The organism is Bacillota bacterium (assembly GCA_040754675.1).
In the GTDB taxonomy this organism is placed as follows: Bacteria; Bacillota; Limnochordia; order Limnochordales; family Geochordaceae; genus Geochorda.
On the sequence record JBFMCJ010000037.1, the window covers coordinates 1 to 15956 of the forward strand.

19 protein-coding genes are annotated in these 15956 nt (G+C 68.7%); 6 read left to right on the top strand and 13 right to left on the bottom strand.

The features are described 5' to 3' along the window. From AB1609_03825 to AB1609_03850, 6 genes are all read right to left on the bottom strand, one after another. Window positions 1-992, bottom strand: a 992-nt coding sequence (locus AB1609_03825) for a Clp protease N-terminal domain-containing protein (protein ID MEW6045596.1), incomplete at its 3' end; no start/stop codon positions are given. A 24-nt stretch (window positions 993-1016) separates the two neighbouring features. After that, window positions 1017-2090, bottom strand: coding sequence for a protein arginine kinase (locus tag AB1609_03830; GenBank protein ID MEW6045597.1), 1074 nt, complete (start codon window positions 2088-2090; stop codon window positions 1017-1019). Further along, entirely contained in the window at window positions 2087-2608 is a 522-nt protein-coding gene (locus AB1609_03835) for a UvrB/UvrC motif-containing protein (protein ID MEW6045598.1), read from the bottom strand. The genes AB1609_03830 and AB1609_03835 overlap by 4 nt, the downstream gene beginning before the upstream one ends. Window positions 2609-2638: 30 nt before the next feature. After that, the gene (locus AB1609_03840) at window positions 2639-3130 is read right to left on the bottom strand and encodes a CtsR family transcriptional regulator (protein MEW6045599.1); all 492 of its coding nucleotides are present in this window, start codon (window positions 3128-3130) and stop codon (window positions 2639-2641) included. A gap of 159 nt (window positions 3131-3289) precedes the next feature. Further along, entirely contained in the window at window positions 3290-4108 is an 819-nt protein-coding gene (locus AB1609_03845) for an ABC transporter permease (GenBank protein MEW6045600.1), read from the bottom strand. Continuing rightward, entirely contained in the window at window positions 4101-5081 is a 981-nt protein-coding gene (locus tag AB1609_03850; GenBank protein MEW6045601.1) for an ABC transporter ATP-binding protein, read from the bottom strand. The genes AB1609_03845 and AB1609_03850 overlap by 8 nt, the downstream gene beginning before the upstream one ends. A 245-nt stretch (window positions 5082-5326) precedes the next feature. Between AB1609_03850 and AB1609_03855 the strand changes: the two genes are divergently transcribed. The 4 genes from AB1609_03855 (at window position 5327) to gabT (ending at window position 8518) form a co-directional block, all read left to right on the top strand. Then, window positions 5327-5911 (top strand): nucleoside recognition domain-containing protein, encoded by a 585-nt coding sequence (locus tag AB1609_03855; protein ID MEW6045602.1) that lies wholly within the window; start codon window positions 5327-5329, stop codon window positions 5909-5911. A gap of 7 nt (window positions 5912-5918) precedes the next feature. Beyond that, window positions 5919-6452 (top strand): nucleoside recognition domain-containing protein, encoded by a 534-nt coding sequence (locus AB1609_03860; protein MEW6045603.1) that lies wholly within the window; start codon window positions 5919-5921, stop codon window positions 6450-6452. A 62-nt stretch (window positions 6453-6514) separates the two neighbouring features. Further along, entirely contained in the window at window positions 6515-7039 is a 525-nt protein-coding gene (locus AB1609_03865) for a hypothetical protein (GenBank protein MEW6045604.1), read from the top strand. A 132-nt stretch (window positions 7040-7171) separates the two neighbouring features. Beyond that, window positions 7172-8518, top strand: coding sequence for a 4-aminobutyrate--2-oxoglutarate transaminase (gene gabT, locus AB1609_03870; protein ID MEW6045605.1), 1347 nt, complete (start codon window positions 7172-7174; stop codon window positions 8516-8518). Between the two features lie 105 nt (window positions 8519-8623). Here the strand turns inward: gabT and AB1609_03875 are convergent, their stop codons facing one another. From AB1609_03875 to AB1609_03885, 3 genes are all read right to left on the bottom strand, one after another. After that, a complete protein-coding gene (locus AB1609_03875) occupies window positions 8624-9823 on the bottom strand; it encodes a glycine C-acetyltransferase (protein ID MEW6045606.1) in 1200 nt (399 codons plus the stop codon). 34 nt (window positions 9824-9857) lie between these two features. Next, on the bottom strand, window positions 9858-10907 hold the full coding sequence (gene tdh / locus AB1609_03880; GenBank protein ID MEW6045607.1) for an L-threonine 3-dehydrogenase: 1050 nt from the start codon (window positions 10905-10907) through the stop codon (window positions 9858-9860). A 72-nt stretch (window positions 10908-10979) separates the two neighbouring features. Next, complete coding sequence (locus AB1609_03885) at window positions 10980-11918, bottom strand: GNAT family N-acetyltransferase (protein ID MEW6045608.1); 939 nt, start codon at window positions 11916-11918, stop codon at window positions 10980-10982. A 125-nt stretch (window positions 11919-12043) separates the two neighbouring features. Here AB1609_03885 and AB1609_03890 point away from each other — a divergent pair, with 125 nt between their 5' ends. Together AB1609_03890 and trxB are read left to right on the top strand one after the other, a co-directional pair. Then, complete coding sequence (locus AB1609_03890; protein MEW6045609.1) at window positions 12044-12976, top strand: 4-hydroxy-3-methylbut-2-enyl diphosphate reductase; 933 nt, start codon at window positions 12044-12046, stop codon at window positions 12974-12976. A 76-nt stretch (window positions 12977-13052) separates the two neighbouring features. Further along, a complete protein-coding gene (trxB, locus tag AB1609_03895; GenBank protein MEW6045610.1) occupies window positions 13053-13994 on the top strand; it encodes a thioredoxin-disulfide reductase in 942 nt (313 codons plus the stop codon). 124 nt (window positions 13995-14118) lie between these two features. Here the strand turns inward: trxB and AB1609_03900 are convergent, their stop codons facing one another. The 4 genes from AB1609_03900 to AB1609_03915 all read right to left on the bottom strand — a co-directional run. Further along, a complete protein-coding gene (locus tag AB1609_03900; GenBank protein ID MEW6045611.1) occupies window positions 14119-14400 on the bottom strand; it encodes a co-chaperone GroES in 282 nt (93 codons plus the stop codon). Window positions 14401-14445: 45 nt separating this feature from the next. Next, the gene (locus AB1609_03905; GenBank protein MEW6045612.1) at window positions 14446-14700 is read right to left on the bottom strand and encodes a glutaredoxin family protein; all 255 of its coding nucleotides are present in this window, start codon (window positions 14698-14700) and stop codon (window positions 14446-14448) included. A 97-nt stretch (window positions 14701-14797) separates the two neighbouring features. Beyond that, window positions 14798-15328: a sulfite oxidase-like oxidoreductase gene (locus AB1609_03910; GenBank protein ID MEW6045613.1), complete on the bottom strand. Its 531-nt coding sequence runs from the start codon at window positions 15326-15328 to the stop codon at window positions 14798-14800. Next, window positions 15325-15956: hypothetical protein (locus AB1609_03915; GenBank protein MEW6045614.1), on the bottom strand; the 632-nt coding region annotated here is incomplete at its 5' end. The genes AB1609_03915 and AB1609_03910, both read right to left, overlap by 4 nt.

Below are 15956 nucleotides of genomic sequence, written 5' to 3' on the forward strand. Positions count from 1 at the left end.
CGACGCTCCAGCGCCGCGTCCTTCTCGATGTGCTTGCGGTACTCGTCCAGCGTGGTGGCGCCGATGCACTGCAGCTCGCCCCGGGCAAGGGCCGGCTTGAGGATATTGGAGGCGTCGATGGCTCCCGCCGCGGCGCCCGCCCCGATGATGGTGTGGAGCTCGTCGATGAACAGGATGATGTCCCCGGAGTTTCGGATCTCGTCCATGACCTTCTTGAGGCGTTCCTCGAACTCGCCCCGGAACTTGGAGCCCGCCACCACCGCCGCCAGGTCCAGCGTGACGACCCGCTTGTTGAGCAGCGTCTCCGGCACGTCGCCCGCCACGATCTTCTGGGCCAGGCCCTCGGCGATGGCCGTCTTGCCCACGCCCGGCTCGCCGATGAGCACCGGGTTGTTCTTGGTGCGCCGCGACAGCACCTGGATGACCCGCTGGATCTCCTTCTCCCGGCCGATGACGGGGTCCAGCTTCCCCTCCCGCGCCAGTTCGGTCAGGTCACGGCCGTACTGGTCGAGCGTGGGGGTCTTGCGACCCCGCCCCATCTTGGCCTGGGGCGGCGCCGCGCCGCCGAGAAGCTCCACCACGGTGCGGCGCACCTTGTCCAGGTCGGCGCCCATGTTGCGCAGCACCTGGGCGGCCACGCCCTCCCCCTCCCGGATGAGCCCCAGGAGGATGTGCTCCGTGCCGATGTAGGTATGGCCAAGCTGGCGGGCCTCGTCGAACGCCAGCTCCAGCACCCGCTTTGCCCGCGGCGTGAAGCCAATCTGCCCGGTGGTCGTGCCCTCGCCGCGGCCGATGACTTTCTCGACCTCCGCCCTCACCCGCTCCAGGCTGATGCCCATGCTCTGCAGGGCCCGGGCGGCCACGCCTTCGCCTTCGGCAATGAGGCCCAGCAGGATGTGCTCGGTGCCAACCACGTTGTGGCCAAGCCGTCGGGCTTCTTCCTGCGACAAAACCACGACCCGCTGGGCCCGCTCGGTGAATCGCCCAAACATACTCTTCTCACCGCTCCTTCCGAGCTACGCCTGCGGTGTCTCCTGCAGGCGGATGCGTTCTCGAATCATGGCGGCCCGGTGCACGTCGCGCTCCGCCGGGGAGAGTTCCCGGCCCATGAAGCTCTGCAGGTGCGCCGGGCGGATCAACACCAGAAGCTCCTTCAAAATCCGCTGATCCAGGCCCTTGATGATGCCCAGGTCGATCCCGAGCCTCACGTCGGAAAGGCGCTGCATCGCCTCCTGGGACGTGATGGCCCGAGAATACCGCAGCACCCCGTACGAGCGCCAGACCCTGTCCTCGAGCGCCCGCCGGTCCTGGCTCATCCGCTGCCGGGACGAGCGCTCGTGCCCGATCACTTCTCGGGCCAGATTGGCCAGATGCTTGAGAATTTCGTCCTCGCTGCGCCCCAGGCTCACCTGGTTTGAAATCTGGAATATATTGCCGATCGATTCCGTTCCCTCGCCGTAAAGCCCTCGGACCGCCACCCCAAACCGCGCCACCGCGCCCAGCACCTGCTGCAGCCGGTTGGTCATGGCTAGAGCCGGCAGGTGGAGCATCACCGAGGCCCGCAAGCCCGTGCCCACGTTGGTAGGCCAGGCCGTGAGGTAGCCTGCCCGCTCCGAGAAGGCGTACTCCAGCACCTCCGACAGCCGGTCGTCGACCCGGTCGGCCAGGTTTAGGGCCTCTTCCAGTTGAAAACCGGCGAACAGCGTCTGGATGCGCAGGTGGTCCTCTTCGTTGATCATAACGCTGACGGCCTCGTCGTCCCGGACGGCGAACGCCTTTTCCCGCACGTCCTGCGTGTGCATGGGGCTGATCAGGTGGCGCTCCACCAGCAGTTCCCGCTCGAGCGGCGCCACCTCGCTCATCCGCATGAACTTCAACGGCCCGCCCGACCGGGCGTCGAGGCCTGCGATGGCCTGCCGCGCCATGTCGACGACGGTGTGGAGCTGCTCGGCGCTGGCCACGCCGGGGAACGGGACGTCCCTGACGTTGCGTGCCAGGCGCACCCGCGTGCCCAGCACCACGTCCGCCTCGGGCCCGTCGCCCACGATCCAGCCCCGCACGTGGCGGCGCACCATGTCCTCGAAGCTCAAAGGGCGCCGTCCCCCTTCTCCAGCGCGTGGATGCGGTCCCGGATCTGGGCCGCCCGCTCATACTCTTCGGCCGCGATGGCCTGCTGAAGTTCCTCGCGAAGGCGCGCAAGCTCGCGCCGGCGCACCGACTCGCCGCGCTCGCGCGGGCGCTTGCCGGTATGCTCCGTGGCGCCGTGCAGTCGCTTCAGCACGGGGCGCAGCTCCCGCTCGAACGTGTCGTAGCACCGGCTGCACCCCAGCTGCCCGAGCCGCTTGAAGTCCGCCCAGGTGAGCCCGCAGTTGGGACACCGGGGCAGGGCGCGCACGCTCGGCTCGCCCGGCGGCGCCTCCAGGAACGGTAGGTCGAAGAACGACTTCATCAGTTCCTCGAAGGTGGTGCCGAACGGGCTCTCCTGCCCGGGCAGCTCCCCCGTCTCCCGGGCGCACTGTTCGCACAGGTGCACCTCGGTCTTCACGCCGTTCTCGATGCGCACCTTGTGTAACGTCGCAGGCCGAATCCCACAGCGCTGGCACATCATCGCCGATTTCTCCCCACCGGCCGGGGGCCCTCACAGGTCCTCCGACGCAAAGTACTCCATGAAGCGCACCATGAGCATGCTCCGCAGGACCGCCGCCCGCACCTGGTCACGCAGCACCGGGTGAGCCACCCATTCGGTCTGCGACCGGATGGCGGCCCGCCACATCACGGCTTCCCGGGCGCCGATGAAGCCGGCGTCGCGCAGCCGGTCGATGAGCGCCTCGGCGTTCCTGGCCGAGACGGCGTCCCCGCACTGGGAGAGCAGCGCACGCAAGCCGGCGGTGCGGTCGGCCTCGGGAACGCCCAGCCGGATGATGCGGATGAACCCGCCGCCGCCCCGGCGGCTCTCCACCACGTACCCGTGCTGCGGCGTGAACCGGGTTTCGAGCACGTAGTTAATCTGCGACGGCACGCAGGAGAACCGATCAGCAAGCTCCACCCGCCGGATCTCCACGTACGGCGCCGGCGTGTGCGCAAAGAGTTCCTTGATGTGGCGTTCGATTTCGTCGGCCAGCGAGGCCATACGGGCTACGGTCCCCCCTGCTCCGGACGCGTGTCTGACCTTTTTTGACCTTTCGGGGGCATTATAGTCACGCCACCGCTGCCCTTGCAAGGGGGTGGCGCGGCCGGGAGCGGTCGCCTGTGGGGGTGCGGCGGCGCCGCCCCGGGCCTGACTTCTTCCTCAGCCGCTTCGCTTCAGCCTCCCGTGGCGCATGGCAAAGCGCGCCCCCGCCCGGAAGACGCAGAAGCCCGCCGGCACCAGCACCACGGCCATTGCCACCAGGATCCCCACGTCACCCAGCAGCGCCTGGGTGGGCGCCCCGTCGATCAGCGCCGCCCGGGTGGCGCGCAGCGTGTAGGTGCCGGGGCTCACGTAGGCCACCGGCTGGAGCCACCCCGGCAGCGCCGAGACGTCGTAGTAGACGCCCGAGACGAGGAGGAGCGCGGCCTGGAAGATGTTGGTCGCCTGCGCCCCCTTCTCCGTGGAGAGAAGCGGCAGCACGGAGGCCATCAGCCCCAGGCCGATGAACGAGAGCCCCGCGGCGGCGAGCACCAGCACGGCCCCGCCCAGGTTGGCCCCCGACATGTCAAGACGGAAGAAGGCCGCCACCGCGGCCAGGAGGATCGCCGTCCGCAGCGTCGCGTACGAAACGGCCCACACGCAGTTGCCCGCCAGGTACGTGGCGAGCCGGATGGGCGCCATGAACGTGTATTCGATGGTGCCCTCCCACCGCTCCCACTGCACGGCCCCGCCGATCTCGGTGAAGACCACTGACAGGAAGCTCCACAAAAGCGCACCCGTTACGAGGTACAGCACGAGGCGGGGGTCCGCATCCACCCCGGGGGCTCCCACGCCAATCAGCCCGATGCTGAGGCTGTTGACGATGGTATAGACGAGAAAGACCATCTCCCACCCGACGTACCGGCGAACGAGGTGGAAGTTGCGATCGACGAAGGCCCACGAGGATCGGAGCTCGCGGGCGAGTTCGGCTCTACTCATGCGATCCCACCTCCTCGTCCTCCGGCTTCCACTCACTGCCCGTCAGCCGGAAGAAGAGTTCCTCCAGGTCCCCGACGCCGCCGGGCAACAGCGCCTTCAGTTCCTCGACGGTGCCCTGCACGATGAGCTTGCCGTCCTTGATGAAGCCGACGCGGCCGCAGAGCCGCTCGACCTCCTGCATGTCGTGGCTGGTCAGGAGCACCGTCGCGTCGTGCTGCTCGTGCAATTGCCGGATGAACGCCTGGACCTCCCGCTTCGACCGGGGATCCAGGCCCGTCGTGGGCTCGTCCAGGAGCAGCAGCACGGGCGACGTGAACAGCGCGCGTGCGACGGCTACCTTCTGCTGCATTCCCCGGGAGAGCTCCTCCAGCGGCACGCTCAGCTTCGAGCGCGGCAGCCCCAGCCGGCTCAGGATCTCCACCGCCTGCTGCCTCGCCTGCCGGACCGGGAGGTCGTACAGCCGGGCCGCGTAGCTGAGGTTTTCGAGCGCAGAGAGCTTCTTGAAAAAGGCAGCCTCCACCGAGACGCGGTTGATGAGCCGGCGCACGGTGAGTTGCTCGGTCACGACATCGTGGCCGAAGATCCGAATGCTGCCATGGTCGGGAATCAGCAGGGTCGAAAGCAGCCGCACCAGGGTGGATTTCCCCGATCCGTTCGGGCCGATGATGCCAAAGATCTCGCCGCGCCGCACCGAAAACGACACGTTGGATATGGCGGCGACCCGCCGCGCAGGGCGGATCAGGCGGCCTTTTACGGCATCCCACAGCGTTCGGTCCGCGGGGGGTGGCTCCCCGTCGCCCGCCCCCGCCGGTGTGTGAGCGCCGGCCGCCCTGTCGTCGTCATCCGATCCGGGGCGGACGTAAAAGTACTTGGTGACGTGGCGGCATTCCACGGCAAGCGGCGACTCGCTGGCTGCCGCGGCGGCTCCACCCGGACGAAGCGCACGGTCTCGAAGATGCATCTCGTTGGCCATGGGTTCCCCTTCTTCACGCATCCGCGCGGGACCGTTCGGGGCGCAAGCGAACAGGACGTACACGGCGAGAACGCGGGGAAGTGGGTACACGCAAAGAAAAAACGACCCCGCTCCCGCGAGCCCGGGTCGCTTATGAGAGGCAGTCAATGTCGCACGGTTTCATGCTAGCGCCTTCCTCGGCTGGCTGTCAAGAACGGGCGGGAGGGGTCATATCCTCATGCCGCGAAGGGGGGCCCGTCCCGGCCGTGATCAACTACATCTGGGCCGCGCTGCTCGCGGCGGGGGCCGCCGTGGCGGCCGCCCGAGGCGACCCGGGCCTGGTTACCCAGGCGCTCACCGACGGTTCCCTGAAGGCCGTCAACCTCGGCGTCCGGCTCGCGGGGGCCATCATGCTCTGGACCGGTCTGATCCGCATTGCCGACGACGCGGGCCTCACCCGCTGGCTTGCGCGGGCGCTGTTCCCCCTGGCCCGGCGCCTTTTCCCCGCCGTTCCGCCTGACGGCTCTGCCATGGGAGCCGTCCTGATGGCCCTGAGCGCGAACGTTCTGGGGCTCGGCAATGCCGCTACCCCTCTGGGGCTCAAGGCCATGCGAGAGCTTCAGCGCCTCAACCCTGACCCCCGCAGGGCCTCGGCTCCGATGTGCACGCTTCTCGTGCTGTGCACCTCCAGCGTCACAGTGGTGCCCACCGGGGTGATCGCTCTGCGGGCGGCCGCGGGCGCCTCCCAGCCGGCGGACATTCTCATCCCCACACTCATTGCGACCGCTTATTCCACCACCGTCGCCCTGACCGCCGACGCCTACTTTCGCCTGAAGAGCCGGGAGGGGTAGGGCCTTGGTGAACGTCCTGGACGCCCTGGCGCGCTGGGCCGTCCCGGTCATGGTGGCCGCCATCGTCGCGACGGGTATGGCGCGGGGTGTACCGGTCTACGAGAGCTTCGTGCGAGGGGCGCGCAGCGGCTTCATGGTGGCCGTCCGGATCATGCCTTACATGGTGGCCATGATCGCCGCCACCGAACTCTTCCAGCGCTCGGGCGCCATGGCCCTCGTGACGGCTCCGGTGAGGCCGGTGGTCGAGTGGCTCGGCATCCCCGTCGAAGTGCTGCCGATGGCCATCATCCGGCCCCTCTCGGGCTCGGCGGCCTCCGGGCTCCTGGCGTACTTGCTGGAGGCCCACGGCCCAGACACGCTGGTGGGGCGGCTCGCCTCGGTCATGCAGGGGAGCACGGAGACCACCCTCTACGTCGTCACCGTCTACCTGGGTTCGGTGGGCATCCGGGACCCCCGCTGGTCGCTTTCGGCAGGGCTCCTGGCAGACCTCGCGGGGTTCGGCGCCTCGGTGCTGGCCGTGCGCCTGATGGGATGGAAGTAAGCGCCCAGGCAGGACAGGCATTACCATAGGGTTTTCCCGTTGAGAACTGTTAACTTCTCAGTATGCGCCATCATGGGGACGACATCGTCCAGCAGTTTCCACCGAACCCATTCCTGCAGCGCCTTGTCCGGGCGGCGCTGGCGTACTCCATCTCCTTCGAGCAAAGCCCTGCGCCCGAGCAGTGGATGTACCACCCCGGGCGCCGCGCCATCCTGGTCTGGATGCCGGACCTCCGCTCCCAATCCATGTCGTATCTGGTCACCATCATGGCGCACGAACTGGGACACGCTCTGCACTTCGACCGCCACCCGCGCCTTGCCCGGAAGCTGTTCAGTTCCGCCTCGCTGGAGCTTGACTGGATGGTGGAACGGGAGGCGTTCGTGGAAGGCTTCCTTTTGCTCAAGCGCCTGGCGATTCCCGTCAGCCTGGAACAGTACCTGCGCATGATCGAGCCGCCGATGGCAAGCGAGGTGGCGCGTTCTTTAAACGGGCGCCTCTGCTGCCTGCTCGACCGGTACGGCGCCGGGTATGCCACCTCTTCCGCCGCCGCAGGGCCGCTGCCCGTTGCTCTCCCGCCCGTCGCCTGATGGGCGCCTGGCCTCGCTATCCTCAGAGGTAACGGCGGGCCGTCCAGCGTAATCTAAGGGCGACAGGCGCCCGCGCCACATGACCGGGCCCTTCCCGGCCCGTCATTTCTCGCGCGGGAAGGGGGAATCTGTGTGCCTGAATATGCACAGATGAAAACACCGATCCCTGGCCCCAGGGCGCAGGAAGTGCTGGAGCTGATGCGCCGCTACGTACCCGGCGCGATGGCGCCCGCCGTGCCCACGGTGATTGCCCGGGCGCAGGGGGCGCTGGTGGAGGACGTCGACGGCAACCGTTTCATCGACTTCTCCGGCGGCATCGGAGTGCTCAACGTGGGCCACGCCCCGGCTGAGGTCGTAAGCGCCGTGACCGAGCAGACCTCCCGTTTCTTGCACACCGACTTCACGGTGGTGCCGTACGAGTCATACGTGAAGCTTGCCCAGCGCCTGGCGGCCCTCGCTCCGGGTAGTAGCCCCAAGAAGGTGGCGTTCTTCAACTCCGGCGCCGAAGCCGTGGAAAACGCCGTCAAGCTCGCCCGCTACGTAACGGGCCGGGCGGGGATCATCGCGCTGGAGGGCGCGTTCCACGGCCGCACCTACATGGCCATGACCCTCACCAGCAAGGTGAAGCCGTACAAGGAGCGGTTCGGCCCGTTCGTGCCGGAGGTGTACCGGGTGCCGGCGCCTTACTGCTACCGCTGCCCGTTCGGCCTGAAGCACCCGGAGTGCGGGATGGCATGCGTGCAAGCCGTGGAGCGGGCCTTCACCACCGTGGTGGCGCCCGAAGCCGTCGCGGCCGTCATCGTGGAGCCGGTCCAGGGCGAGGGCGGTTTCGTGGTGCCGCCGCCCGAATACCTGCAGCGGATGCGGCAACTCACGGCCCGGCACGAAATCCTGCTCATCGCCGACGAGATCCAGACGGGATTCGGCCGGACCGGCCGCTTCTTCGCCGTGCAGCACTTCGGAATCGAGCCCGACGTCATCACCATTGGGAAGTCGGTGGCCGCCGGATTGCCGCTCTCCGGGGTCATCGCGCGGGCGGATCTGTACGACCGGCTGGACGAGGGGGTCGTGGGCGGCACGTTCGTCGGCAATCCGGTGGCGTGCGCGGCCGGGCTGGCGGTGCTGGACATGTTCGAGCAGCGTCGGCTGACCGAGCGCTCCGAGAAGCTGGGCCAGCTCATCCAGCAGCGGATGGAGCACATGATGGAGCGCATCTCCCTGGTCGGGGACGTCAGGGGACTCGGCTCCATGATGGCCATCGAACTGGTAAAGGATCGCAAGACCAAGGAGCCGGCCAGCAAAGAGACGGCGCGCATCCTGCGCCGCTGCCACGAGCGCGGGCTCATCTGTATCAAGGCGGGCATTTACGGCAATGTCATCCGGATGCTCGCGCCGCTGACCATCGAGGAGGACCTGCTCAACGAGGGCCTGGATATCCTGGAGCAGGCGGTGCGGGAAGAGGCACAGGCCGCTGCCTGATCGCAAGCCGGACAGGGCGCCCGGTGCATGCAGGCTCCCCGGCGGCGCTGGACACGTTCCCCCCGGGGGGCCTGCCCGCGTCGTTTGACCGAGCGGCGGGCTCTTTTACGCAGCGATCAGACCCAACCGCCGCCCGGCCTTCTCGAAAGCGTCCAGAGCCCTGTCCAGATCCCCTTTCGTGTGCTCGGCGGTCACGATGGTGCGCACCCGCGCCTTGCCCTTCGGCACGGTCGGATAGACGATTCCCTGGGCGAAAACGCCAAGCTCGAACAGCGCGTCGGAAAGCTGCATGGCCTTCTCTTCCTGGCCCACGATCACCGGCGTGATGGGCGTCTCGCTGATGCCGGTGTCGTACCCCAGGCGCTTTAGCCCGGCTTTGAAGTAGCGGGTGTTTTCCCAGAGCCGCTCGATGCGCTCCGGCTCGCGCTCCAACAGTTCGAACGCGGCGATGCACGCCGCCGTCACCGCCGGCGGGTGCGACGTGGAAAAGAGGTACGGCCTCGCCCGGACAATCAGGTAGTCGATGAGGGTGCGGCTGCCCGCCACGTACCCGCCCAGCACGCCGATGGCCTTGGAGAGCGTGCCGACCTGGACGTCGACCTGCCCGTGCAGATTGAAGTGGTCGACCGTCCCGCGGCCGCTGTTGCCCAGCACACCGCTTGCGTGAGCATCGTCTACCATGACGATGGCGCCGAACTCCCTGGCCGTCCGGACGATGTCGGGCAGCGGGGCGATGTCGCCGTCCATGCTGAAGACGCCGTCGGTCACCACCAGGATCCGCCGCGCCTTGGGCTTCACCTCTTCCAGGAGGCGGCGCATGGCCTGCACGTCCCGGTGGGGAAAGATCCGGATCTCCGCGCGGGAGAGCCGGCAGCCGTCGATGATGCTGGCGTGGTTGAGTTCGTCGCTGACGATGACGTCCTCCCGGCCCAGAATGGCGGCCACGGTCCCGGCGTTCGCCGTGAACCCGGACTGGAAGACCAGCGCCGCCTCCGTCTTCTTGAACGCCGCGATGCGCCGTTCCAGTTCCTCGTGCATTCGAAGCGTGCCCACGATGGGCCGCACCGCCCCCGAACCCACCCCCCACTCCCGCACCGCCTTTTCCGCCGCCTCTTTCAGATAGGGGTGGGTGGCAAGGCCCAAATAGTTGTTGGAAGAGAGGTTGACGACCCGCCGCCCGTCGATGACCGCCACGGCTCCCTGCGGGCTGTCCAGCACCCTGGGGTAGCGGAAGAGCCCCCGCGAGCGCAGGTCCGCCAGTTCTTCCTCCAGGTAGGCCAGCGCCGAAGTGGCAGCGTCCGGCATGGATCTCACGCCCCTCGTACTCCCGGCGCCGCGTTCACGGCTCCGGGATCTCCAGGATGATCTTGCCGCACTGGGCTTCTTTGAGCAGTTCGAAGGCCTGGCCGAACTCGGTCAGCCCAAAGCGGTGGGTGATGATGGGCCGAACGTCGAGGCCCCCGCGCAGAAGCTCCGTCAACTGGTGCCACGTCTGAAAGATCTTGCGCCCGTGGATGCCCCGCACGGTCAGCCCCTTCAGCACCACCAGCTCGCCCAGGTCGAGATGCACCGGCTCCGAGGGGAGCCCGAGCTGGGCCACCGAACCGCCGGGCCGCACCATTTGCAGCCCCTGGCGGATGGCCTCCGGGTGGCCCGCCATCTCCAGGAGCACGTCCACGCCCTCGCCTCCGGTGGCCTCCAGCACCCGGGCGACCGGGTGCTCCTCGCACGGGTCGAGCACCAGATCGGCCCCGAGCTGCTGCGCCAGGCGGCGCCGCGTCGCGCTGGTCTCGGTGACGAAAACGGCCGTCGCGCCCGCCCTCCGGGCTATGGCAACGGCCGCAAGCCCGATGGGCCCGGCTCCGGTGATGGCCACGGTCGCGCCGGTCAGCGAGAACTCCATGGCCGCGTGCACCGCGTTGCCCAGGGGGTCCATCATGGCCGCCACCTCGTCGGGTATGGCGGCGTCCAGCTTCCACACGTTGCGGGCCGGCACCACCACGTACGGCGCAAAGGCCCCGTCCGTGTCGACGCCCCCTATGCGCAAGTTGTCACACAGGTGCGGCTGCCCCGTCCGGCACGGGCGGCACTCGCCGCAGTAGAAGTGCATTTCGGCCGTGACCCGGTTGCCCGGGCGGATGCCCTGCACGCCGGGCCCGACGGCGTCGACCACGCCCATCCATTCATGCCCGATCACGAGCGGTGGGCGGATACGAGATGCCGCCCACCGGTCCCAAGCGTATATGTGTCCATCGGTGCCGCAGATGCCTGCCAGCTTCACCCGGGCCCTTACCTGCCCCGGGCCCGGCTCCGGCACCGCGACCCGGGTCAGCGTCAGGCCGGGCCGCGGGTCTGTCTTCGTCAGCGCAATCATACCTTCGCGGCCCACCACGCCAGGCATCCCCCCTCAAGACCGCGGGAGACTTCCCCGGCCGCTCGGGCCGCTCCTGCCGTTTTCCGGCTACCCGGCGCCGTCCTTGAGTTCCATGCTGGCGAAGACCCGGGAGATCACGGCACCCAGCTTGCGAGCGTAAAAGCAGCGGGGCCCGGCCCAGGCGATCTCCGCCGCCCGGTACCCTTGCGCCGCCATGGCCTCGAAGGCCTGCACGCAAAGTTCGATTCCCACACCGCTGCCCTGCCAAGCGACCTCCACTCCCATGGGCCCGAACCAGCCGGGCCGCGTGCTGTCGTAAACGGCGAAACCCACGATGCGGCCGTCCTGCTCGGCCACGAAGCCGGTTGGGACCGGGCGGCGCAGCGCCAGGAGGGCCTCGTACGTCCAGTTCGGGCCCCACGTTTGCTCAAGCCACGCCCGAAACGCCGTTTCGTCGGTGTGCTCGAGCCTGCGCACCCGCACACCGAGGCGCTCGAGTTGGTGGCGTCGAGGCCCGGCCCCGGACGCCTGGATGGGGCGCGTCAGGTCGACGCTCATGTTGAACTCGTATCCTTCAATCCGGTAGCCCCGCCGCTCGAACAGGCAAAGTGCCGGCGTATAGCGCACGTCCACCCCGGGCCACAGGTAGCTCGGAGCGCTGCCCAGGACCCGGATCCGGCGGGCGCCCCTGGCAAAAAGGCGGCGTTCCAGCTCGTCCAGAAGGCGCGTCGCCACCTTCTGGCGCCGGAAGGTCGGGGCAACTGCAAGGAACTGGACATACCCCAGGGGTCCGCCGTCCCCCGGGAGCTGGCGGACGACGCCCACCGCTATACCAACGACGCGCCCGCCGTGCCGGGCCGCCAGCCACAGGCCGGGGTCCCGGTCAGGGTCGTCCAGCAGCTTCTCCCGGAGCACCTCTTCGTCCAGGTGCTCCCCCGGCGCGGCCTCCTGCCATAGCCGGGCGAGAGCCGATGCTCCCGCGTCTTCTGAGACCGAATGCGAAGGCGATTGTGACTCGGGGTGCACCTGCCCCTGGCCCCCCTTTTCCTTCTCTTGCCTGCCACGGCGTGCTTCTTTTTCTGCCGTACGCTATCCTGTTGAGGGTGAGATCCGCACGGGCCTGGAGAGAGCCGTAGAAGGGAGCCGCCGGCGTGGAGGTTGTACCGATTTCACCCAGGGGGTACTGCTACGGAGTCGTGGACGCCCTGAAGCTGGCCAGGGCCGTCGCGAAAGACCCCGCCGTGCCCCGCCCGATCTACGTGCTCGGGCTCCTGGTTCACAACCACCACGCCGTGGCCGAACTGGAGAGCCTCGGCATCCGCTCCCTCGACGGCCCGGACCGGCTGGCGCTTCTTGATCGGGTCGAGGGCGGGACGGTCATCTTCACAGCCCACGGCGTCTCGCCCGCGGTCCGGGAGAAGGCCCGGCAGCGGGGCCTTCACTGCGTGGACGCCACCTGCCCGGACGTGACCCGCACCCATGAACTCGTCAAGGATCTGGCGCGCCGCGGTTACTTCATCATCTACGTGGGGCGCCGCGGCCACCCGGAGACCGAAGGGGTGCTGGGCGAGGCCCCGGGCTCGGTCGTTCTCGTCGAGACGGCGGCCGAGGTGGAGGCGCTGGACGTTCCCGACGGGCGCGCGGTCGCAGTCACCACCCAGACCACCCTCTCCCAGTGGGACACCCAGGAGGTCATCGAACACATCAAGGCGCGATGGGCCCGCGCTGAAGTCTACAACGAGATCTGCATGGCCACGCAACTTCGCCAGCAGGCGGCGGTGCGCGAAGCATCCGGCGTAGACCTGGTGATCGTGGTGGGAGACCGGCGCAGCAACAACTCCGGGAGGCTGGTCCAGGTGGTTGTCGAGCGCGCCGGAAAGCCGGCCTACCTGGTCGAGGACGTCACGCAGATCGACCCCGAGTGGCTGAGGGGGGCACGGCGGGTCGGGGTCACCGCCGGTTCGTCCACGCCGAGCCAGATCACCCGGCGGGTGATACGGTGGCTGCAGGCGTTCGAGCTGGACAACCAGCCGGCCCGAGCCGCGGACGGTTCGCCCGCCGAAAGCGCCCTGCGCGGGTCTTGAGCCGGCCCGATGGCCGGTTAGAATAGCCTCGAAGAGGCGTCGTCATCTCCCTATACGGAGAGGGGCAGGGTATCGGATGGAACAGCTCATCATCCTCGGCTCGGGCCCCGCCGGGCTCACAGCAGCCATCTACGCCGCCCGCGCCAATCTGCAGCCGCTGGTCGTCGCAGGGCGCGAGGCGGGCGGCCAGCTGATGCTCACCACGGAAGTCGAGAACTTCCCGGGCTTCCCCGATGGCGTCCAGGGCCCCGAGCTGATGGACGCCATGCGAAGGCAGGCCGAGAGGTTCGGGGCGCGCTTCGTGGACGACGACGCGACCGCCGTCGACTTCTCCTCGCGGCCGTTCAAGGTGACGGTGGGGGACGAGACGCATCAAGCCCGGGCGGTCATCATCGCCACGGGCGCGTCGGCACGGTGGCTCAACCTTCCCTCGGAGGCGCGCCTGCGCGGGCACGGGGTGTCGAGCTGCGCGACGTGCGACGGCTACTTCTTCCAGGGCAAGAAGGTCGTGGTCGTCGGCGGCGGGGACACCGCCATGGAGGAGGCGCTGTTCCTCACCCGCTTCGCATCCGAGGTGGTCATCGTCCACCGGCGGGACCAGCTGCGGGCAAGCAAGGTGCTCCAGGCTCGGGCCAAGGCCAACCCCAAGATCCGGTTCATCTACAACGCGGTCGTGGAGGAGATCCAGGGCGACACGCACGTCCAGGGGGTGGAGTTGCGGGACGTTAAGACGGGAGAGCTCCGCACCGAACCCTGCGACGGCGTCTTCGTCGCCATCGGCCACGAGCCCAACACGTCATTCCTCAGGGGCCAGGTCGAACTCGACGCCAGGGGCTACGTGGTGGTGCACGACGAGACCCGCACCAGCGTGGACGGCGTCTTCTGCGCCGGCGACGTGCACGACTTCCGGTACCGCCAGGCCGTCACCGCCGCCGCGGCGGGGTGCAAGGCAGCCATGGACGCCGAGAAGTACCTGGAGGCCCTGCACGCGGCTTCCCTGGCGCACACGGCGCCATAGTTCGAAGCCGGCCGCTGTCGGGCCGCAGGACGGGGCGAGGCCGCCTGCCCGGGTGCGTACGGGCTGGCGGCCTCGCTCTTCCTGTTCCGTTCTGTGTGTCGTGCGCGCCCGGCCCCGACTCTTTTCAGGAGGCAGCCCCGTCGCGCTGGATGACGGCCAGGATGTCGGACTTGTTGACGATCAGGTGATCCACGCCGTCGATCTTCACCTCGGTGCCCGAGTACCTGGCAAACAGCACCCGGTCGCCCGGCTTCACCTTGATGGTCTCATCGTCCCCGACGGCGACGACCTCGCCTTCCTGGGACTTCTCCTGCGCGGTGTCAGGCAGGATGATCCCTCCCCTGGTGCGTTCCTCCGGCTTGATGGGGCGCACCAGCACCCGGTCCTCCAGCGGCTTGACGGTCATGGCTTGCTACCTCTCCCCTCCGGCTGTGTGGTCCTATGAGTTTCCCTAGCGGCGCAGGCCCAGCAGGGCGTCGATCTTCGGCCGGTCGAATCCCACCACGATGCGGCCGTTGATGTCGATGACGGGTACGCCCTGCTGCCCCGACTTGCGGACCATCTCCTGCGCCGCCTTCGGGTCCCGCGACACGTCCACATCGTAGAAGCGGATCTGGCGCTCCCTCAAGTACCGCTTCGTGGCGTTGCACCAGGGGCACGTTGGGGTAGAGTACACGATGACCCTGGGCTGGCTGGCAGAAGACACGGCAGCGGTTCCCCTCCCGTTCGAGGTTGATACCCTACCCTGTACCGTAGCCGATCATACGGGCGGCCCGCCTGCGTGTCAATCCCCGCACCCGCGTCTAATCGCCCCAGTAGCGCTGCTCCTTCCACGGGTCGCCGCGCATGTGGTAGCCCAGCTGTTCCCAGAAGCCCGGGCGGTCTTCGGCCATGAACTCGGCGCCCCTCACCCACTTGGCGCTCTTCCAAAAGTAGAGGTGGGGCACCACCAGCCGCAGTGGCCAGCCGTGCTCGGGCGTGAGCGGCTTGCCGTCGTGGTGGTCGGCGAGGAGGACATCGTCCCGCATCAGGTCGTCCAGAGGGATGTTGGCGGTAAAGTTGGGATGGGCGTGCACCATGACGTAGCGGGCCTCTGGACGCGGGCGCGCGAGTTGGGCGATGGTTGCAAACGCCACGCCCTCCCAGAGGTTGTCAAGCCGGCTCCACCGCGTCACGCAGTGGATATCCGATGGCACCGAGACCCGCGGGAGCCGCTGGAACTCTGCCCACGTGAAGCGAAGCGGGTTTTGCACGAGTCCGAAGACGCGAAACTCCCACCGGGCGAGGTCGATCTCCGGCACTTCGCCGGCGTGCAGCACCGGCCAGGTGCTCACCGCACGCTGGCCAGGCGGGACCCGGGATCGCGCCTTTCGTTCCACTTGCCTGCTCCTCCACTCGAGCTGCCGGGGCCACCCGGCCGGTCCGCCGGCCCCTCCTGGCCTCCCCGGGCCGGGTCGTCGCCGCAACCGCCGCGCCCGCAGCCGGAGGCCAGCGCCAGTTCCAGGATGAGCGCGGCCGGCCCCAGAAGCGCCCCGGCCGCCGCCGTGACGCCCGAGTCGTTGGCCAGGAGGGCAGCCGCCGCACCCAGGGCCGACGCTTCCATGGCGACCCGCAGCCTGGGCCGGCCCACCAGCACCCGCCGCAGCCCCCCGCCCGGCGCCCAGAACGCGGCCATCACCACCACCATGGCGACAACCATGGTACGGCTGTAGAGGCTGTAGCGCAGCAGCCGCCAGTTGAGAGCGAGCTTGCGTGCCGCGACCGATACGACGTAGTCGGGCCCGACCGCGTGAGCCATCTCCAGGGTCCGGGCGAGATGCGTGCGCCCGAGCGCACCCCCGGCCAGATCGGCAAGCCCTGCGGCCGCCACCAGAAGTCCCGCCAGGACCGCCCCGGCGCCCGCACGGGCCACGGCCGCCCTCACATCCGGCCGGAAGCGCAGGTGCCAGCCCAGCGCGGCAG

Bases quoted from the DNA above. Each gene is read 5' to 3' on its own strand.
- AB1609_03835 (MEW6045598.1), bottom strand. From the start codon at position 2,608: ATGATGTGCCAGCGCTGTGGGATTCGGCCTGCGACGTTACACAAGGTG.
- AB1609_03840 (MEW6045599.1), bottom strand. From the start codon at position 3,130: ATGGCCTCGCTGGCCGACGAAATCGAACGCCACATCAAGGAACTCTTT.
- AB1609_03845 (MEW6045600.1), bottom strand. From the start codon at position 4,108: ATGAGTAGAGCCGAACTCGCCCGCGAGCTCCGATCCTCGTGGGCCTTC.
- AB1609_03850 (MEW6045601.1), bottom strand. From the start codon at position 5,081: ATGGCCAACGAGATGCATCTTCGAGACCGTGCGCTTCGTCCGGGTGGA.
- AB1609_03865 (MEW6045604.1), top strand. From the start codon at position 6,515: ATGCGCCATCATGGGGACGACATCGTCCAGCAGTTTCCACCGAACCCA.
- AB1609_03875 (MEW6045606.1), bottom strand. From the start codon at position 9,823: ATGCCGGACGCTGCCACTTCGGCGCTGGCCTACCTGGAGGAAGAACTG.
- trxB (MEW6045610.1), top strand. From the start codon at position 13,053: ATGGAACAGCTCATCATCCTCGGCTCGGGCCCCGCCGGGCTCACAGCA.
- AB1609_03900 (MEW6045611.1), bottom strand. From the start codon at position 14,400: ATGACCGTCAAGCCGCTGGAGGACCGGGTGCTGGTGCGCCCCATCAAG.